The organism is Clostridium sp. chh4-2 (assembly GCF_002899675.1).
GTDB lineage: Bacteria > Bacillota > Clostridia > Lachnospirales > Lachnospiraceae > CHH4-2.
Map to the genome: position 1 here is coordinate 29019 of NZ_PKUU01000023.1, position 17125 is coordinate 46143.

Annotated in this window: 15 protein-coding genes and 1 other annotated feature; all 15 genes read right to left on the bottom strand. The window is 47.0% G+C overall.

Annotated elements, in window-relative coordinates; all coding sequences use genetic code 11:
• Positions 1 to 86 precede the first annotated feature (86 nt).
• Positions 87 to 581: a 50S ribosomal protein L10 gene (gene rplJ, locus C0033_RS20615; RefSeq protein WP_103229795.1), complete on the bottom strand. Its 495-nt coding sequence runs from the start codon at positions 579 to 581 to the stop codon at positions 87 to 89.
• Between the two features lie 55 nt (positions 582 to 636).
• Positions 637 to 820, bottom strand: a sequence feature (ribosomal protein L10 leader region).
• A gap of 41 nt (positions 821 to 861) precedes the next feature.
• The gene (rplA, locus tag C0033_RS20620; protein WP_103229796.1) at positions 862 to 1557 is read right to left on the bottom strand and encodes a 50S ribosomal protein L1; all 696 of its coding nucleotides are present in this window, start codon (positions 1555 to 1557) and stop codon (positions 862 to 864) included.
• 74 nt (positions 1558 to 1631) lie between these two features.
• Positions 1632 to 2057 carry a 50S ribosomal protein L11 gene (rplK, locus tag C0033_RS20625; RefSeq protein ID WP_103229797.1) on the bottom strand — a complete coding sequence of 142 codons (426 nt, stop codon included), beginning with the start codon at positions 2055 to 2057 and terminating at the stop codon, positions 1632 to 1634.
• Between the two features lie 84 nt (positions 2058 to 2141).
• Positions 2142 to 2657, bottom strand: coding sequence for a transcription termination/antitermination protein NusG (gene nusG, locus C0033_RS20630; protein WP_103229798.1), 516 nt, complete (start codon positions 2655 to 2657; stop codon positions 2142 to 2144).
• Positions 2658 to 2679: 22 nt separating this feature from the next.
• The gene (gene secE / locus C0033_RS20635) at positions 2680 to 2883 is read right to left on the bottom strand and encodes a preprotein translocase subunit SecE (RefSeq protein WP_103229799.1); all 204 of its coding nucleotides are present in this window, start codon (positions 2881 to 2883) and stop codon (positions 2680 to 2682) included.
• A gap of 12 nt (positions 2884 to 2895) precedes the next feature.
• Positions 2896 to 3045, bottom strand: a complete 150-nt coding sequence (gene rpmG, locus C0033_RS20640; protein ID WP_080552267.1) for a 50S ribosomal protein L33 — start codon at positions 3043 to 3045, stop codon at positions 2896 to 2898.
• A gap of 217 nt (positions 3046 to 3262) precedes the next feature.
• Positions 3263 to 4678 carry an MBOAT family protein gene (locus C0033_RS20645; RefSeq protein ID WP_103229800.1) on the bottom strand — a complete coding sequence of 472 codons (1416 nt, stop codon included), beginning with the start codon at positions 4676 to 4678 and terminating at the stop codon, positions 3263 to 3265.
• Between the two features lie 29 nt (positions 4679 to 4707).
• Positions 4708 to 5859 (bottom strand): hypothetical protein, encoded by a 1152-nt coding sequence (locus tag C0033_RS20650; protein ID WP_103229801.1) that lies wholly within the window; start codon positions 5857 to 5859, stop codon positions 4708 to 4710.
• 45 nt (positions 5860 to 5904) lie between these two features.
• Positions 5905 to 6396, bottom strand: coding sequence for a GNAT family N-acetyltransferase (locus C0033_RS20655; protein WP_103229802.1), 492 nt, complete (start codon positions 6394 to 6396; stop codon positions 5905 to 5907).
• A gap of 88 nt (positions 6397 to 6484) precedes the next feature.
• Positions 6485 to 7207: a ComF family protein gene (locus C0033_RS20660; RefSeq protein WP_180994836.1), complete on the bottom strand. Its 723-nt coding sequence runs from the start codon at positions 7205 to 7207 to the stop codon at positions 6485 to 6487.
• 71 nt (positions 7208 to 7278) lie between these two features.
• Entirely contained in the window at positions 7279 to 9498 is a 2220-nt protein-coding gene (locus tag C0033_RS20665; protein WP_103229804.1) for an ATP-dependent RecD-like DNA helicase, read from the bottom strand.
• Positions 9499 to 9597: 99 nt separating this feature from the next.
• Positions 9598 to 10602 carry a rod shape-determining protein MreB gene (gene mreB / locus C0033_RS20670; RefSeq protein ID WP_103229805.1) on the bottom strand — a complete coding sequence of 335 codons (1005 nt, stop codon included), beginning with the start codon at positions 10600 to 10602 and terminating at the stop codon, positions 9598 to 9600.
• 386 nt (positions 10603 to 10988) lie between these two features.
• On the bottom strand, positions 10989 to 14294 hold the full coding sequence (locus C0033_RS20675; protein ID WP_103229806.1) for a lectin like domain-containing protein: 3306 nt from the start codon (positions 14292 to 14294) through the stop codon (positions 10989 to 10991).
• 207 nt (positions 14295 to 14501) lie between these two features.
• Positions 14502 to 15674, bottom strand: coding sequence for an amidohydrolase (locus C0033_RS20680; RefSeq protein WP_103229807.1), 1173 nt, complete (start codon positions 15672 to 15674; stop codon positions 14502 to 14504).
• A gap of 44 nt (positions 15675 to 15718) precedes the next feature.
• Entirely contained in the window at positions 15719 to 17110 is a 1392-nt protein-coding gene (locus C0033_RS20685) for a YfcC family protein (RefSeq protein ID WP_103229808.1), read from the bottom strand.
• Positions 17111 to 17125: the final 15 nt, after the last annotated feature.

Consider the following 17125-nt stretch of genomic DNA (forward strand, 5'->3'; position numbering starts at 1 on the left):
ATACCTCCGTTTTATTCTTTCTTTATAATTTTCGTTCCGGCCTGTGCCGGTATTATGCGGATATCCGCTTCATGTCTGACATGAAATTATGCTTCTGCGCCCTGAGATTCTGCGATCTGGTTAAGCACACGAGCAAAGTTGGTAATTGGGGACTGCATGCTTCCAAGCAATCTGCCAAGAAGTTCTTCTCTTGACGGGATGCTGGAAATAGCCTTCATACCTTCTGCGTCGTAGTAAGTTCCTTCAACAACGCCGCCTTTGATTTCCAACTTGTCTGCTTTTTTAGCAAATGCTGCAAGAATTCTTGCTGGAGCAGTTGCATCTGTCTTAGATACAGCCAATGCTGTAGGTCCTTCAAGAACAGCATCTAAAGCAGAGAAAGCAGTTCCTTCAGCAGCACGGTGAATCATGGTATTCTTATATACTTTATATACGATACCTGCTTCTCTTAACTGTTTACGCAATTCTGTATCCTGCGCTACAGTTAAACCACGGTAGTCAACAACTACTGCAGTCTGTGCTCCGTCGAATAATTCTGCGATTTCTGTAATAACTGGCTGTTTTAATTCAACTTTTGCCATAACTGGTTTACCTCCTGTTTTATTTTTCCGGAAATGCATCCGGTCTGGAAAGTAATTAACCGCGAAAAAAGCCTCCCTGCACAAGACAGGGAGGCCACATCAATCTCTACATACCCGTATCTGATACGGATTTTACTGAGTTTCTGTCCACTTCAGAGCGATCTGAAGTTATCCTCGGCAGGCGTTATCACCTTATACCTTACGGTACCTGCTGTCTTCGGCAGTCAATACTTGCATATATTAACATGATATATTATCAATGTCAACCAAAAATTCAAAATTAGTTTGTTAATTTTGCCACGTTAAGTTTTACACCAGGTCCCATTGTGGAAGTAAGTGTAACGCTCTTTAAGTAAGCACCTTTAACTGTACTTGGTTTTGCTTTCATGATTGCATCAACAAGCGTCTGGAAGTTGTCCGCTAATTGTTCTTCTGTGAAAGAAGCTTTTCCTACTGGCACGTGGATAATGTTTGTTTTATCAAGTCTGTACTCAATCTTACCAGCTTTGATATCGTTGATTGCTTTTGTTACATCCATAGTAACTGTACCAGCTTTTGGGTTTGGCATTAAGCCCTTAGGTCCGAGTACACGTCCTAAACGGCCTACAACGCCCATCATGTCTGGTGTAGCAACAACTACGTCAAAATCAAGCCATCCTTCGTTCTGGATCTTCGGAATTAATTCCTCTGCTCCTACGAAATCTGCGCCTGCTGCCTGAGCCTCATCAGCTTTCGGTCCCTTAGCAAATACTAAAATTCTAACAGTTTTTCCAGTTCCGTGAGGTAATACAACCGCTCCACGGATCTGCTGATCAGCGTGACGTCCATCACAACCGGTTCTGATATGAGCTTCGATAGTTTCATCAAATTTTGCAACAGCAGCTTTCTTTACTAATGAGATAGCTTCTGTTGTATCATAAAGAGTAGCGCGGTCTACTAATTTAGCAGCCTCTACGTATCTTTTTCCTCTTTTCATTATAAATAACCTCCTAGTGGTATTGTCGGGGATGTCCCTCCCACGTTTTTAATGTTGCAGCTAAAGTTTGATAATTATTCTTCGATTGCAATTCCCATACTTCTTGCAGTACCGGAAATCATGCTGATTGCAGCTTCAATGCTTGCAGCATTTAAGTCAGGCATCTTCAGCTCTGCGATCTTCTGAACTTCTGCTTTAGAGATGGTAGCTACTTTTGTCTTGTTAGGAGTTGCAGATCCTGATTTGATCTTAGCAGCTTTCTTTAACAATACTGCAGCTGGTGGAGTTTTTGTGATAAAGCTGAAACTTCTGTCAGCATATACGGTAATAACTACTGGAATTATTAAATCACCCTGATCAGCGGTTCTTGCGTTGAATTCCTTTGTGAACTGTACAATATTAACACCATGCTGTCCAAGTGCAGGACCAACTGGTGGTGCTGGTGTAGCCTTTCCAGCAGGGATCTGTAATTTAATATAACCTGTTACTTTCTTTGCCATAATTAGGCACCTCCTAAATAAATGTGGTATTGTCGGGGATTTCCCTCCCACCAGCTCTTAACCGTTAAGAGCCGATTTTTCATGTTACATCTTTTTCACTTCTGTGAATGCTAATTCAACCGGTGTTTCACGGCCGAACATCTCAACATTGATGGTGATGGTTCTCTTACTTTCGTTAATGCCCTTAATGGCACCAACCGTATCCTTCCATGCACCGGCAGTTACGACCACCATATCGCCTACTTCAAAATCGATTACAATATCCGGAGTTCTGAATCCGAGATTTGCCATCTCCTCTTCTGATAACGGAACCGGCTTTGATCCAGGACCGACAAATCCAGTCACACCACGGGTATTACGCACCACATACCATGTATCATCATTCATGACCATGTTAATCAGCACATATCCGGGGAACATCTTTTTGTCCACCTTTTTCTCCACACCGTTTTTGAGTTCAGTCACTGCTTCCATCGGAACCGATACTTCCAGGATCTGATCCTGAAGCTTACGGTTTTCGATAGTCTTTTCAATATCGACTTTAACTTTGTTCTCATAGCCTGAATAGGTATGGACTACATACCACTGTGACTCTGCCATAAATTACTCACCTTTACCCTTATTAAATGATAAAATTAATTCCAAGTTTGATAATGAGATCGAGAACCCCGATTACCGCGCCCAGAGCTACGGACACTGCGATTACCGCACATGTCTGTTTGTAAATGGTTTCCTTGTCCGGCCAGACTATCTTGTTGAACTCTGCTTTTAAACCTTTAAAGAAGCTCACTTTTGGAGCTTTTTCAGCATTGCCTGATTCTCCCATAGTTCACACTCCTTACTTGGTTTCTTTGTGTAAAGTATGTGTTTTGCAGAATCTACAATACTTCTTGGTTTCCATACGATCAGGATGCGTTTTCTTATCCTTCGTCATGTTGTAGTTACGTTGCTTACATTCTGTACATGCCAGTGTAATCTTTGTGCGCACGACTTCCACCTCCACTTAAATTTTCGTTGTTTGTTCGGACTTTCTTTTATACATAAATTTGAGCATAAAAAAAAGACCTAAGCTCTTCCATTCGCCCAATAACTATACCACACGCCGGGCTGTTCGTCAATATTTTTTTATATGTCCGGGATTTTCCTATTTTATATATATCCGGGATTGCCCGTTCCGTTTCTCCTTCCGGCATTCACAGCCGGAATTAAAACCGGAAATAGATAAACGGGTTGAAATCAGCTCCCACCATATAGAAGACGCCAAAGGCGAACATCACCAGAAGACCTGCATCCGCTGCGGCTCCCACCGCCCGTTTTCCCGCCGTCTTCTCCTTCAGCCATGGAATCAGCGGCACGGAACCTATGACGGCCAGGAGAAACAGCGTCAAAAATTCCCGGTCTATGGCCTGCAGAATTTCCACCGCCCCATAATTTCTAAAATCAAGCGTAAACATGGTTTTAATATAGACCAGCGCATCGCCAAGTGTCTCACACCGGAAAAACACCCAGCCCACCAATACCACAATGCCGGTATAGATGTGTCTGACCGCTTTTGGAAGGCGTTCCAGCACTGTTCCCATCTTCCCCCGCTCCAGAACCAGAAACAATCCGTGAAATAATCCCCAGACAATAAATGTCCAGTCCGCTCCATGCCAGAATCCGGTCAGAAGAAACACAATCAGCAGATTCCGATAGGTTTTCCCCGTCCCCTTCCTGCTTCCTCCCAGCGGAATATACACATAATCGCGGAACCATGTGGACAGCGAGATGTGCCACCGCCTCCAGAACTCTTTAATGCTGCCGGATATATAAGGATAGTTAAAATTCTCCAGAAAATGAAAGCCAAATATCTTTCCCAAACCGATGGCCATGTCGGAATAGGATGAAAAATCCATATAAATCTGCAGCGCATAACAAACGGCTCCCAGCCATGCAAGGGGAGTATTGATCTTGCTGATACTTCCAAAAACAGTATCTGCCATATATCCCATACCATTGGCCAGAAATATTTTTTTATTAAATCCCACGATAAATCTTGTGATGCCGCTGTGAATCATGTCCGAATCGGTATAACGCTCCTTTATCTCCTGATTCACATCTATGTACCTGACAATGGGGCCTGCGATCAGCTGGGGAAACAGCATAATATACAACGCCAGATCCAAAGGATTCTTTTGAACCTCTACCTTGCGGTTATAGACGTCAATCACATACGACATAATCTGAAATGTAAAAAAGGAAATACCGATGGGAAGCGTAATGGCCGGCAGAGCGGCAGTCCAGTCCAGCTTCAGCATATGGGCAGCGGTCTGTACAGTGTCCGCAAAAAAATTCAAATATTTGAATACGAATAAAATCCCCATATTATAAATGACGGCAGCGGTCAGAACCAGCCGGCGGTTTTTCTCCCGCCCTATCAGCAGTCCAAATATATAATTCACTATGGTGGACAAGACTAAAAGCGCCAGATATCCAACTCCGCCCCAGGCATAAAATACCAGGGAACAAACCAGCAGGGAAGTATTTTTAAAAAACTTTCTGCCCGTCAAACACGCCAGCGCATAGATTCCCAGTGTTATCGGCAGAAACAGGAATATAAAAATTGGCGATACAAAAACCATACTCTTTCCTCCGTTTATACTCCGGCCAATCAGTTTTCTAATATCTCCGGATGTTCTTCTAAATATTCAATAATTCCAAATCCCATCACTGGAATATGGGCTTCATTTACCTCAAAAATCACGATATCCGTTTCCTCCAGCGCCTGTTTTAAATCCAGCTCTGAATAATCGGAAAAGGTTTCATGAGAAGAATAATTATCTCTGTATACATCGGTATTCTCCACATAGAGGTCGCCGCCAAACAGTCCGCCACGGATCAGATAATAAATCGTCTGCCCCATAAAACTGCCGCCTCTGCACATCAGACGCGGCTTCTCTTCCTGCTCATTCGCAGCCGCCTCAGTTTCAACCTCAACGGAATAATAGGTGTCATAAGGTTTTGAAAACACGTTAAATGTATCAAAAAGATCTGAATCCGGGCTGACCGGTGTTTCCGACGGCGCATAACTGATTCTCATATCCGGGAACTTAAAACGGCTGTGCTCTCCAAGAAAACATTTAAAATCGTCTGCCACGTAAGCTCCCGTCACTCTGGTCCAGTGGGTTCCTGTTTTAGGAAACAGGGGAACAGGCGCATTGGAGCCATATTCATTTAAAAATGGAATGGAATCATATACCGCAAGGTCATAATCGTTCAAAACCCTGGTAAATACCTCATAATTGCCTTCTCTTTCCTTAAACGGAGCCGCATAATAGTAAAGATCCGGCACATCCTCCTCATAATAACGGGCTTTGCCGGGAGTGATAAACACGTAAAACTCTTTTCCGCGCAGGGCTAAAGCGTCTCTTATGGCTGTCAGGCTGTCACAAAGCTGCCTAACCTTTTCTTCTTTAACAGGCGGATAGACCCGCACATATTTGGACACATATTCCTCTTCGAACAGGTTCTTATTCTTGCCGATTATAATATTTTTATTAGGTGATTTATCGTAAAGAGAATAAATCATCTGATTGCGCACCTTAATCATCAGATCTCTTCCAGGCAAATGTTCGGAAAAATAGGTACCTGCCATATCCTGAACGGTTCCATCTAAAATGCCTTTCCGGTTTATTTCCGGAAATTCTGCCGCTGTACTGACTCCCGACAGCCCATAACGGGCGCCGCCGTACTTTAGAATTACAGGCATAAAAAGAATGGCTGCGAATCCGATTATAAAAAGATAATTTCCCAGCTTTTTCATACATCTGCTCCTCGTAAAACGAATTCTGTAATTGTTTTAAAACGTCTATACCATCAGCTGATAGTTGACAATATCCAACAGCTGCCCGAATTTTTCTCCTACCTCCCGGATAGTTCCGCAGTACTGAAAGCCGAATTCCTCATGAAGGGCAATGCTGGCGTCATTTCCTCCCGTAATAACGGAAATGACCGTGTGAATATCACTGCGCCTTTTAGCCTCGTCAAGGATATCTCCAATCAGACGGCGCGCAATGCCTCTGCGGCGGTAATCAGGGTCTACATATACGGACAGTTCTACCGTAGCCGCATACGCTTCTTTTTCCCGGTATTCGGACAAACTGGCGTATCCCACCGCCTTACCGTCCAATTCCGCCACGATTAACGGGTGGTTATTCACATTATGGGAGTGAAACCATTCCATCCGCTCCTCTATTGTTTTCGGGTTTAAATCAAATGTGGCTGTTCCGTGTAAAACTTCATAATTATATATCCGTACCAGCTGTTCCATATCTGCCGGTCCGGCGGTTCGGGTTATCATATGTGATCGGCCTCCTCTAAATCATAAAATGAATTGTTACCACTATACAATATTTTTATCGGTGCGTCCATGCCTAATATGATAATTCTTATCCCTTCACGCGTCCAATGCAGATTGTCACGAAAAAAATCTCCGGGATTCCCGATTCTTTAAGAATCCGGGTACACGCTTCTATGGTGCTGCCGGTGGTATAGATATCGTCCACCAAAAGCGCCCGTTTCACCCCTGTCAGCCGTCTTCCCGGCACAAATGCCTCGCTCAGGTTTTTAAGCCGTTCCGCAGGCCCCAGCTGTTTTTGGGGAGCCGTTTTTCTGGATCTTAAAAGCGCGTCATTTACCACCGGAACATTCATTTTTTCTCCCAAAAGTTCCGCTAAAATTTCCGCCTGGTTAAAGCCACGCCTCCTTTTTCTGGAAGGATGGACCGGTACAGGGATCAAAACGTCGGGCCGGATTCTCATCAGCTGCTTTGAATACCGCTGCCAAATGGCTTCCGCATAAAAATCCAGATATTCCCGCTTATTTTTATATTTTATCTTCACCATAGAGGTTCTTGATGTATCGTCATAGTTTAAAAGGGCGAGTCCGTAATCGAAGGACCGTTTATGGCGGCTGCAGTCATAGCAGTATTCCTGCCGGGCATCCGAAATCTCCTTTCCGCATTTTTTGCAGGCAGGCTGTCTGATAAAGGACAATTTCCGGAAACATTCCGAGCAGATGAGTTCTCCTTTGGGCAGCACAATATCGCCGCATACAGGGCAGCAGCGCGGAAATAACAGTTCAGTTATTAAATTTATCAGTTTGAAACTCACGGAGGAATCTCCTTTCGACAGAAAAAACGTAGATTTCCGCCTGCACCCGGAAAGTGCAGGCAGAAAGAGGATCAGAATTCTTTAATCCGGTCGCAGAGGCCGGTGTAGCGGAGCTGCTCGGTTTCATTATCCACCATGGACTGAAATACCTCCGGCAGGCCTACCAAGCAGACGCAGGATCTGGCCCTGGTTACCGCAGTATAGATCAGGTTCCTGGTCATCAGCATGCGGGGGCCGGAATGAAGCGGAATCACAACCGCAGGATACTCGCTTCCCTGGGATTTATGGATGGTAATGGCATAGGCAAGCTCTAACTCTTCCAGCTGCTTATAGCTGTATTCCACCCGTTTTCCGGCGTCAAACTCCACGGTTATCAGCTCGGCAAATTCATTGATCTCTTTGACAACGCCGATATCGCCGTTAAATACGCCGGTTCCCTTGTCAACAGGAATGCCGTAACGATTTTGGCACTCCCACTCGATCGTGTAATTATTTTTAATCTGCATCACTTTATCGCCTTCACGGTAAATGGTTCCGCCGCTTTCCTTCTCCTTCTTGGACGGAGACGGTGGATTTAAAAATTCCTGCAGAATCGTATTCATGCGTTCCACGCCCAAAGCGCCTTTTCGCATGGGAGTCATGATCTGGATATCAAAAGGATCGGCATGGACATATCCCGGAAGTTTCTGCTTCACGAGAGTGATCATCGCATTGATGATCGCGTCAGGATGGTCTCTTCTGATAAACAGGAAATCATTGCTTTTCTTGCCCAGCGGTATCTTCTCACCCGCATTGATCTTATGGGCGTTGACAATGATATCGCTTTCCGCCGCCTGACGGAAAATCTTGGTAAGCCGGACTACGTTAAAGCATTCCGACGAGATCATATCCCGAAGCACATTGCCCGGGCCAACGGAGGGCAGCTGGTTGATATCCCCTACCAGGATGAGGCGTGTTCCCACGTTGACCGCCTTTAAAAGCGCGTGCATCAGGTGGATATCCACCATGGACATCTCGTCGATAATGATCACATCAAATTCCAGCGGATTTTCTTCATTTCTCTCAAAATGCATCCCCTGGCTTCCCCGCTCTTCCGGAACTCCGTTTAATTCCAGCAGGCGGTGGATGGTCTTGGCGTCATATCCGGTTGCCTCGGTCATTCGTTTCGCCGCCCGGCCCGTAGGAGCCGCTAAGGCGATGCTCATATCCTGAAGCTCAAAATACCGGATAATGGTGTTGATGGTGGTCGTCTTACCGGTACCAGGGCCTCCGGTGATGATGAGAAGGCCGCTGTTGACCGCCTCGATCACAGCCTGTATCTGCATCTCGTCCAGCTCGATCTCTTCCAGTTCCTGAATGCCTGCCAGCTGTCCCCGGACACGTTCTCCCGGAACCTCTCCTTTGACATTTAAGTCGTGAAGCATCTTGGCGGTGTTCAGTTCCATATAATAATATTGGGAAGCAAAGATGACCCTTACGCCTTCCCGCTCACGGATCACCAGGCGCTTGTCCATCTGCATGTCCATCAAATGCTTTTCCATATGCTCCGGCGCCACGTTCAAAAGTTCTGAGGACTGCCGCAGCAGTTCTTCCTGAGGAAGGTAGGTGTGGCCGTTTGACAGGGCCTGAAGAAGGGTATACAAAATACCGCTTTTAATGCGGAAATCGGAATCCGTAAAGATTCCCACCTTCGAGGCGATCTCGTCCGCCATCTTAAATCCCACACCGGGTATGTCGTCCGCCATGCGGTAAGGATTTTCTTTTACTATTCCATACAGAGAAGGGCCGTATTCCTGATAGATTTTCACCGCCAGATTCATGGAAATGCCATACTCCTGAAGGAACATCATGGCCTGGCGCATCTCTTTCTTCTCTTCCACCTGAGCACCTATGGCCCGGGCCATCTTGTCGCTGATCCCCTTCACCTCAGAAAGGCGTTCCGGTTCTTCTTCCATAATCCGGAAGGTATCCGCCTTAAAGCGGCGCACAATCCTGGCCGCCAAAGCAGCTCCTACGCCTTTGATGGCTCCTGAACCCAGATAGCGCTCCATGGACATGGTATCTTCCGGAGCCTGTATCTCATAGCTCTCCACGGCCATCTGCTCCCCGTAAACCGGATGTTCATTCATAGTTCCGGATGCCTCCAGCAGTTCGCCTTCACTAATATAATGAAAGGTTCCCACCAGTATGTATTCTTCGCCATCGTTCTGTCCGGTCACGCTGAGAACCGTATAGCCATTTTCTTCATTGCGAAATTTAATTTTTTCCACATATCCACGTACAGTTGCCATTTCCCATGCTCCTTGATTCTATCTCCTGCCCTGTTAAATTCAAGCCAGGATAAATCAGGGACGGAGGATTAAAATCCTCCGTCCCGTCTGTATCTGTCATTAAAATTCCTGTTTTGGACCGTCGCCATGAACGAACTCAATGAATTTTCCTGTACCGATTGCCACCGCTGTCAGCGGATCTTCTGCAATCATGGTATTGATTCCCGTTTTTTCTTCAATCAGGGAATCCAGACCGCTTAACAGGGAACCGCCGCCTGTAAGAACAATTCCGCGGTCGAAGATATCTGCCGCCAGCTCCGGCGGAGTGCGCTCCAATACGTTGTGTACGGCATCCACGATCTGAAGTGCCGGTTCCTTTAACGCGTCTAATGTCTCGTCCGAAGTAACCACAATGGTCTTAGGAAGACCTGTTACCAGGTTCCGGCCTCTGACTTCCATGGTTAATACTTCCGGTCTGCGGTAAGCAGCTCCTATATTAATCTTAATCTCTTCTGCGGTTCTTTCACCGATCAGAAGATTATGTTTTTTTCTCATATAACGGACCAGCGCTTCGTCAAAGTCATCACCTGCAATCTTGATGGAGGTGCTTACAACCGTACCGCCTAAGGAAATCACCGCGATATCCGCAGTACCTCCTCCGATATCGACAATCATGTTTCCGCATGCCTTGGAGATATCAATTCCGGCTCCGATGGCCGCCGCTACCGGTTCCTCGATGATGGTAACTTCTCTGGCTCCTGCCTGATAAGTCGCATCTTCGACTGCCTTCTTCTCCACTTCCGTGGCGCCGCTTGGAATACAAACGCTGATTCTCGGTTTTCTGAGAGTCTTTTTACCGACTGCTTTATTAATGAAGTATTTCAGCATCTTTTCAGTAACCGTATAATCGGAGATAACACCTTGGCGCAGCGGTCTGACCGCAACGATGTTGCCCGGAGTTCGTCCAATCATAAGGCGGGCTTCCTCACCAATCGCCATAATCTTATTAGTATCGCGGTCTATGGCAACTACGGAAGGCTCTTTCAGCACAACACCCTTTCCCTTAATATATACAAGGATACTGGCTGTACCCAGATCGATTCCAATGTCATTAGACACTAACATATATGTTCCTCCTGTTCATACTGCTTCATACAAACTATTCTCTATAACTGCTAAACAGTGGCAGCAGCCACTCATTACCATTTTAAACTATCGTTACTATTATATACAATCTCTAAGTGTTTTTAAAGGGTTTTTTTATTTTTTATTTTGTTTATGTTTTTTTTATGATAGGTACACACTTTCGTCACAATTGTTTTTTATACTTTAAGTACGTTATTCGAAAGAGTAACGGGCCTTTGTTTCAAGTAAATGACTTGAAATCACAAAGCTTTTTCATACTCATACCGGACGGCTTAGCCGTCCGGCCCCCCTAAAAATATAACCGCCCTGCTATTGCAAGGCGGTTTTTTGTTGTATGCGGTGAAGGGGCCGAAGAGTGGCCGGGGTCATGGAATCCATGCCCCGTCTGCTCCAACCATATAACCGTCGGGTGTTCGCTCTCCTGTATACATTTTCCCCATCTCACCATCAGATATGGTATGAAAATAATACCATTTCCCCTCTATCTCCTTCCAGCCCACAGTCATGGCTCCGCTGGCTTCCAGGAAAAACCACTTCTGATAGGCGGGATCGTACCACCAGCCGATGGCTGAAAAGGCATCCTCCTTAAAGTAGTACCAGAGACCTCCTATGCGTTCCCAGGTGGAGACGGCATAGGTTCCGTCCGCCTTCCTAAACCGCCACTGCTCTCCCATCTGCTCCCAATTCCCGCTGACCGTGTCCGGCATACTGGGGCCAGGGGCCGGGACAGTAGGAACAGTCCAGATCTCGCCGCCGTCATCAGAACTGCTGGGGCGGCTGACATAGACCGTGCAGACTGCCTGCCCATCTCCGGCCTTTGCCGTGATAACCGCTTTGCCGGGTTTTAAGGCGATCACCTGGCCGTTTTTATCCACAGAGGCGATCTCCGGCTTATCTGAAGTATAGATCACCGTCAGCGCTTCATTCGACTCCACTGTGGTCTTTAGCTGACTGGTCTCCCCCATCCAAAGATTCAGCGTTTCCGGCTCGATGCGGACTTTGGCGGAGGCCGCTTCCATGATCTCAATATGACAGGAGGCTTTTAAACTGACATCAGCCATGCTGATGGCCGTCACCGTCACTCTGCCCGGAGCCAGCGCCTCTAAAGCAGTGATGCACTCTCCGCTCTCCGACAGCTGCTGCCCTTCCTGAACGTTGCTCAGATCGCCGGAAATCTCCCAATAGATCTGCGGAGTGCCGGGATTGAATTGCTCGCTGTCGGAATATAGCAGAGCCGTCAAGTTCAGCGGAAGCACTTCCCCCTTTTTGAGTTTCAGGGTAATTGTACCGTCGATGATAGGCGCATCTTCAGAGGTGAGATTTAGGCCTCTGGGATAGTCGATCATCTGGTTTCCATACCGCAGGTAACTGGTCTCCAGCGCTCCAGCTGCTGCAAATGCCCAGCACAGACTGCTGTTCCCCTGATTCTTGGCTTTGGTGACCAGGCCAAGACTCCTGGAATCATATTTCTCCGGAAAATGCAGATTGAGAGGCTTGACCTCGATGTCATCAGCTTCTTCATTGGTCATAGCGCCGTCTCTGCTGCTTTGGAGCTTCTGAATTCTCAGGGCCTTTTCCTCCCTGCTTTGTTCTTCAGCTTCAGTCTGGTCGATTAGCAGCAGATCGTCGAACAGAGCTGCATCATCTCCGCTCTCCGCATAGTCTATGTCCGTCTCCGGATCTGTGCTTTTGTCTGCATCGGAAGCGGTAGCCCGATCCATCTTTGAATCAACAACCCGATCCGCATCCGAGCTGGTGGCAAGGCCGGGCTCCGGGTCTGCGGTACGGTCTGCATCCGAATCCGTTGCACGGTCTGCATCCGAGGCCGTAGCGCGGTGTGCATCCGAGGCCGTAGCGCGATGTGCATCCAAATCGACAGCACGGTCTGCATCCGAGGCCGTAGCGCGGCCAGGCTCCGGATGCGTGTCATCCTCGATCTCCCCTGGCGCTTCCCTGTTGTCTAATATCGTGATCCCCTGATTCTCAGGGGCGTATGTATATGCACAGATGTAAGGATATTCTCCTTTAGCGGAGGCATCCATACATTCAGACTCATCTTCCCAGCCTGCATAATAGTATGACTTTCCAGGAATTTCTTTGACACCGTTGATTCTGCCATCTACATTCATGTATGTATTAAATACAACGATTTTGTTTTCATTACTTGAAAGAGCCACATGGATTTCAAACTTTGAACCGGCCGGGATCGTAATCCCCTGATCCAAACGCGCAGTATAAAAGCCGGGATATTTTAAATAGCCGGTCTTCACGCGCTCCAGTGGCCCATCCCCGATCCGAACCCCGATCTCATAGGAAAGCTCACCGTATTTGACACTGAAGCCCACTGCTCTGAGCAGCTCGCTCTCACCTTCATTTTGAAAGACCTGCACCCCCCGCAGGAATCCCACGTTTCCTGTGCCCCCATCTACCATTCCGCCTGCAGTGTTGCTGTACATATGATTATAATTGTCATTCTGTTCCGGCGGAGCAAACGCTGCAGGGATAAATGAGGCTATTCCAAAATAACCGGACTCATAGGAGACATAATAATAATCCGGATATATCCCGCTATAGGAATTCTTACAAATCCATGCCCCATCCTGCTGGGGCATAGTCTCTTCCACCACGTTCCCATCCTCATCCTGTCTGGTCACACGGAAATTTTCTTTTGCGATCGTATCGTCCCATCCTACTATCAATATGGCGTGGGGCACAGTTTCACCATCAACATACCCCGGCGGCGCATAGAAATACTCATATTTATACCACGGAATATCTGACACTTGGATCCCGGGACTGTAGCACGCTCTGAAAGGCTGGAATATTGTATCTACCGCCCCATATGTCATGATCGCATTCTTCCAGTGTTCCATGTGGCTGCCATCCCCCCGGTCGGGCGGAAGAAAGAATACATTCTGTGTATGGAAATTGGGCGTCGCTTTTTTATAATGGATATAATCACTGGGAATCTCCTGCAGATCTCCTTTGTCATAATACGGCATCACTGCCTCGTTCACCGGCCCCTGCCAATGGGCCAGATAATGAGCCGCCGTCATCGTATTCCCACCTCTGTTTTTCTCCGACTCTTTCGAGATGTTCAGCATACGAAAGGGCGACGTCGGGTCAAACATCGTGCCTGCCATATGGGCCTCTGAGTAATCGGGCTGTTTGGTTCGATTGGCCTGCTTGGTAATTCTCAGCTGATAGCGGGATTCCTCCACATGTTCCCGGGGCCTGATACGCACCGTATAATCCCCTTCCTCCAGGCCTATGGGTTCCAAAATCTGGCTGTACAGATAGCTGGAACTGCCGATGACCTGTCGCTGATGCAGTAACTCCATGGTACAGGGGTATTCTGATTCCAGCGTCAGAGTTAAGTCACTCCTGCTCTCCAACCGGAAGGTGTAGGCGTCTTCGTCCTCCGGCGAGGATATATCGGCATCAAGCACACAGGGAAAGGATACTACGACCTCTCCATTATTTTCTAATTTTTCCCAGACATCATCCTGGTAAAATATCTCCGGTTCGGACAGTTCCGTCGGGAATGCCTGTGCAGCGCTGGCCTGATATGGGGACAGAGTGGAAAATGACAGGCCCAGAATCGCAGCAATCAAGCCCCGCGCAGTCCATATCCTTCTGTTCTTTCTCATCTCTTTTAGTCGGCTGCTCATCTATGTTTTCCTCCATTAGGTTTTTATTCAGCTTCATTATAAATATAAAACGAAGCGATTACAAGCTGCTTTTATCCGGACGAAACCTTTGTGATTGCAAACCCTTTAGCTTTTCCTAAGAGCACACCGTTGTCATAAGATCACATTCCTATAATATAAGAAAAACGGATTATCCCGCAAAAGCAGGATAATCCGTTCCCCTCAAATCTATTTTTTCAATTTTTCCTGCACATCCAGCAGATATTGAACATAGAAAGCCGCTCCGTTTAACATTCCGTCTTCATCCAGATCGAACCTCTCATGATGGAGGGAATAACAGCAGTCTTTGCTTTCATTGCCGCATCCGACAAAGGCATAGATTCCCGGATATTTTTCCAGGAAATAAGAAAAATCTTCTCCGCCCGGAGTTCCGGCATAATGAGCGATCCCCTTCTCTCCCAGTATTTTCCGCACAGATTCCTCTGCAATCACGCTGTATTCCGGATCGTTGATGGTGGGCGGAACGCCCGGATTGTACTCGAATTCATAGGTTGCACGGTAAGCTTCGCATGTATTTTTGATGATCCGCTCGATCATTACAGGAAGTTCGTTCCTCAATTTTGGATTGAAGGTGCGCACCGTGCCGGAAAGCTCAGCGGTCTGGGCAAATATATTGGAAAGAGTTCCTGAATGGAAGGTGCAGACGCTGACAACCACGGTATCTATAGGATTGGTTTCACGGCTGGCGATACTCTGCAGCGCATCCACCACTTTTGCTCCCACATAGATCGGGTCCACCACGAACTGAGGCATGGCTCCGTGTCCGCTTTTTCCGATAATTTTAATCTTCATAAATGCAGCCGAAGTATATCTTGGTCCTGCATCTACAGATATGGTTCCCGCATCCAGGAATGGGAAAATGTGCATTCCGGCAACGGTATCTAAATCATCCACGGCTCCTGAATTCAGGATCTTTTCCGCTCCCTCCATCACTTCCTCTGCCGGCTGGAAGATGAACTTTACGGTACAGTTAAGCTCGTCTTTGTGCTCCGACAGAATCTTGGCCGCAGTCAGAAGCATCGTGATATGGGAATCGTGTCCGCATGCGTGCATTACCCCAGGATTCTGGGACTTATATTCAAGATCCTTGACTTCAGTAATAGGCAGAGCATCGATGTCGCATCTCAGGCCAATCACCGGCTTATCCGATTTTCCTTTCAGGGTAGCCACAGTGCCGGTATCTGCTACCTCCACATAGGGAATCCCCATCTTAGTCAATTCTTCCCTGATTTTCTTCGCTGTTTCATGTTCTTCCCAGCTAAGTTCCGGATGGCGGTGAAAATGCCGCCGTATATTGACCGCATATTCTCTGTTCTTTTGAATCTCTTCGACAACGTTCATAATACCACTCCTCATATATTTCTTTTATGGATGCTGTGTAACTGTTAAAATGGGCCGTAATTCATGCTGCACGCCAGGAACAGGAAAATCATCTGGACAATGACGAAGATTCCCTGCAGGGGCAGGATGAATTTATACCAGGTTTTCAGCGGAACTTTTGCCAGGCCGAGATAAATCAGCAATGTGCCGTTAGTAAACCAGAAAGTATTGGAGATACCGTCGCCAAACTGGAATGCCAGTACGGCTGTCTGACGCGTAATATGTAACATATCTGCCAGCGGCACCATGATCGGCATAACAGCAGTTGCCTGACCGGAACCGGACGGAATAAGTGCATTGACAAAAAAGTTAACGATAAACATACCCACAACGGTAACGTAAGAAGACGCATTGCCTAAAATACTGGAAAGTCCATGTACCAAAGGATCAATCAGACCGCCTGTTGTCATAGTCCACTGAACCGCTCTCGCAACACCGATGATTAACGCTCCTGAAAATGCTCCCTTTGCGCCATCGATCAGCATATTGACAACATCTTCCGGGCTCACCCTGTTTAAGATTGCAACCACGATGCCGCCGATCAGGAAAATTGCACCCATTTCAGCATATGACCATCCAAGTGTCAGCATACCGTAAATGGTTACTGCAAAGGATACGATCATTACTACCAGAGATACCATTTTAATCGGGTCCAGAACCATGGCTGAATCGGTTGGAATGAGAAGAGAGGAATGGTCTATGTTCTTAACAAGGCTGCGCGACGGATCGGCCTTGATCTTCTTTGCATAGCGCAGTACCCAGAACAGGCTGAGCAGACAGATAACCACCAAAACCACGAGACGAAGCTCCCATCCTGAGAACATAGGAAGTTCTGCAATGGTGTCGGAAGTACCTACCGTATATACGTTAAACGGACCCACGGCGAATGCGATCAGGCAGGCAAAACCGGATATAGCCATACCAACCAACGAGTCATATCCCAGAGAAATGGCCAGGGAGATGATGATCGGCACGAACGGAATAATATGTTCGCTCCATCCCAGGATTCCGCCGATGATAAAGAACAAAACCATGATGATGGCAAGAATAACCTGACTGCTCACTTTGGATGAAGATTTTAAAACGCTGTTTACGGCTGCGCCGATTACTCCTGTCCGGTTGTAGATTTCAACAACGCCGCCGATGATCATAACGCAGAACATAAGAGCGCCGGAAGCCACGAGTCCGTTTGGAATAGAACGGAACATATCGAGAAATGAAACCGGAGTCCGGTCAACGGCGTGATAACTGTCAGCAACCACCACGGTTACGTTATTAACAGTTTCACGGTCATAAGCGCCTGGTATTACAAAGTACGAAGCGATCGTACACAGCACTATGATTGTCGCCAGAATCAAAAACGGGTTGAGACTCTTTCCTTCTTTCTTTTCCTTCATTTTCTTTCCTCCTAA

Coding starts and splice junctions, on each gene's coding strand:
- rplJ (WP_103229795.1), bottom strand. CDS start 581: ATGGCAAAAGTTGAATTAAAACAGCCAGTTATTACAGAAATCGCAGAA.
- rplA (WP_103229796.1), bottom strand. CDS start 1,557: ATGAAAAGAGGAAAAAGATACGTAGAGGCTGCTAAATTAGTAGACCGC.
- rplK (WP_103229797.1), bottom strand. CDS start 2,057: ATGGCAAAGAAAGTAACAGGTTATATTAAATTACAGATCCCTGCTGGA.
- nusG (WP_103229798.1), bottom strand. CDS start 2,657: ATGGCAGAGTCACAGTGGTATGTAGTCCATACCTATTCAGGCTATGAG.
- secE (WP_103229799.1), bottom strand. CDS start 2,883: ATGGGAGAATCAGGCAATGCTGAAAAAGCTCCAAAAGTGAGCTTCTTT.
- C0033_RS20645 (WP_103229800.1), bottom strand. CDS start 4,678: ATGGTTTTTGTATCGCCAATTTTTATATTCCTGTTTCTGCCGATAACA.
- C0033_RS20650 (WP_103229801.1), bottom strand. CDS start 5,859: ATGAAAAAGCTGGGAAATTATCTTTTTATAATCGGATTCGCAGCCATT.
- C0033_RS20655 (WP_103229802.1), bottom strand. CDS start 6,396: ATGATAACCCGAACCGCCGGACCGGCAGATATGGAACAGCTGGTACGG.
- C0033_RS20665 (WP_103229804.1), bottom strand. CDS start 9,498: ATGGCAACTGTACGTGGATATGTGGAAAAAATTAAATTTCGCAATGAA.
- mreB (WP_103229805.1), bottom strand. CDS start 10,602: ATGTTAGTGTCTAATGACATTGGAATCGATCTGGGTACAGCCAGTATC.
- C0033_RS20675 (WP_103229806.1), bottom strand. CDS start 14,294: ATGAGCAGCCGACTAAAAGAGATGAGAAAGAACAGAAGGATATGGACT.
- C0033_RS20680 (WP_103229807.1), bottom strand. CDS start 15,674: ATGAACGTTGTCGAAGAGATTCAAAAGAACAGAGAATATGCGGTCAAT.
- C0033_RS20685 (WP_103229808.1), bottom strand. CDS start 17,110: ATGAAGGAAAAGAAAGAAGGAAAGAGTCTCAACCCGTTTTTGATTCTG.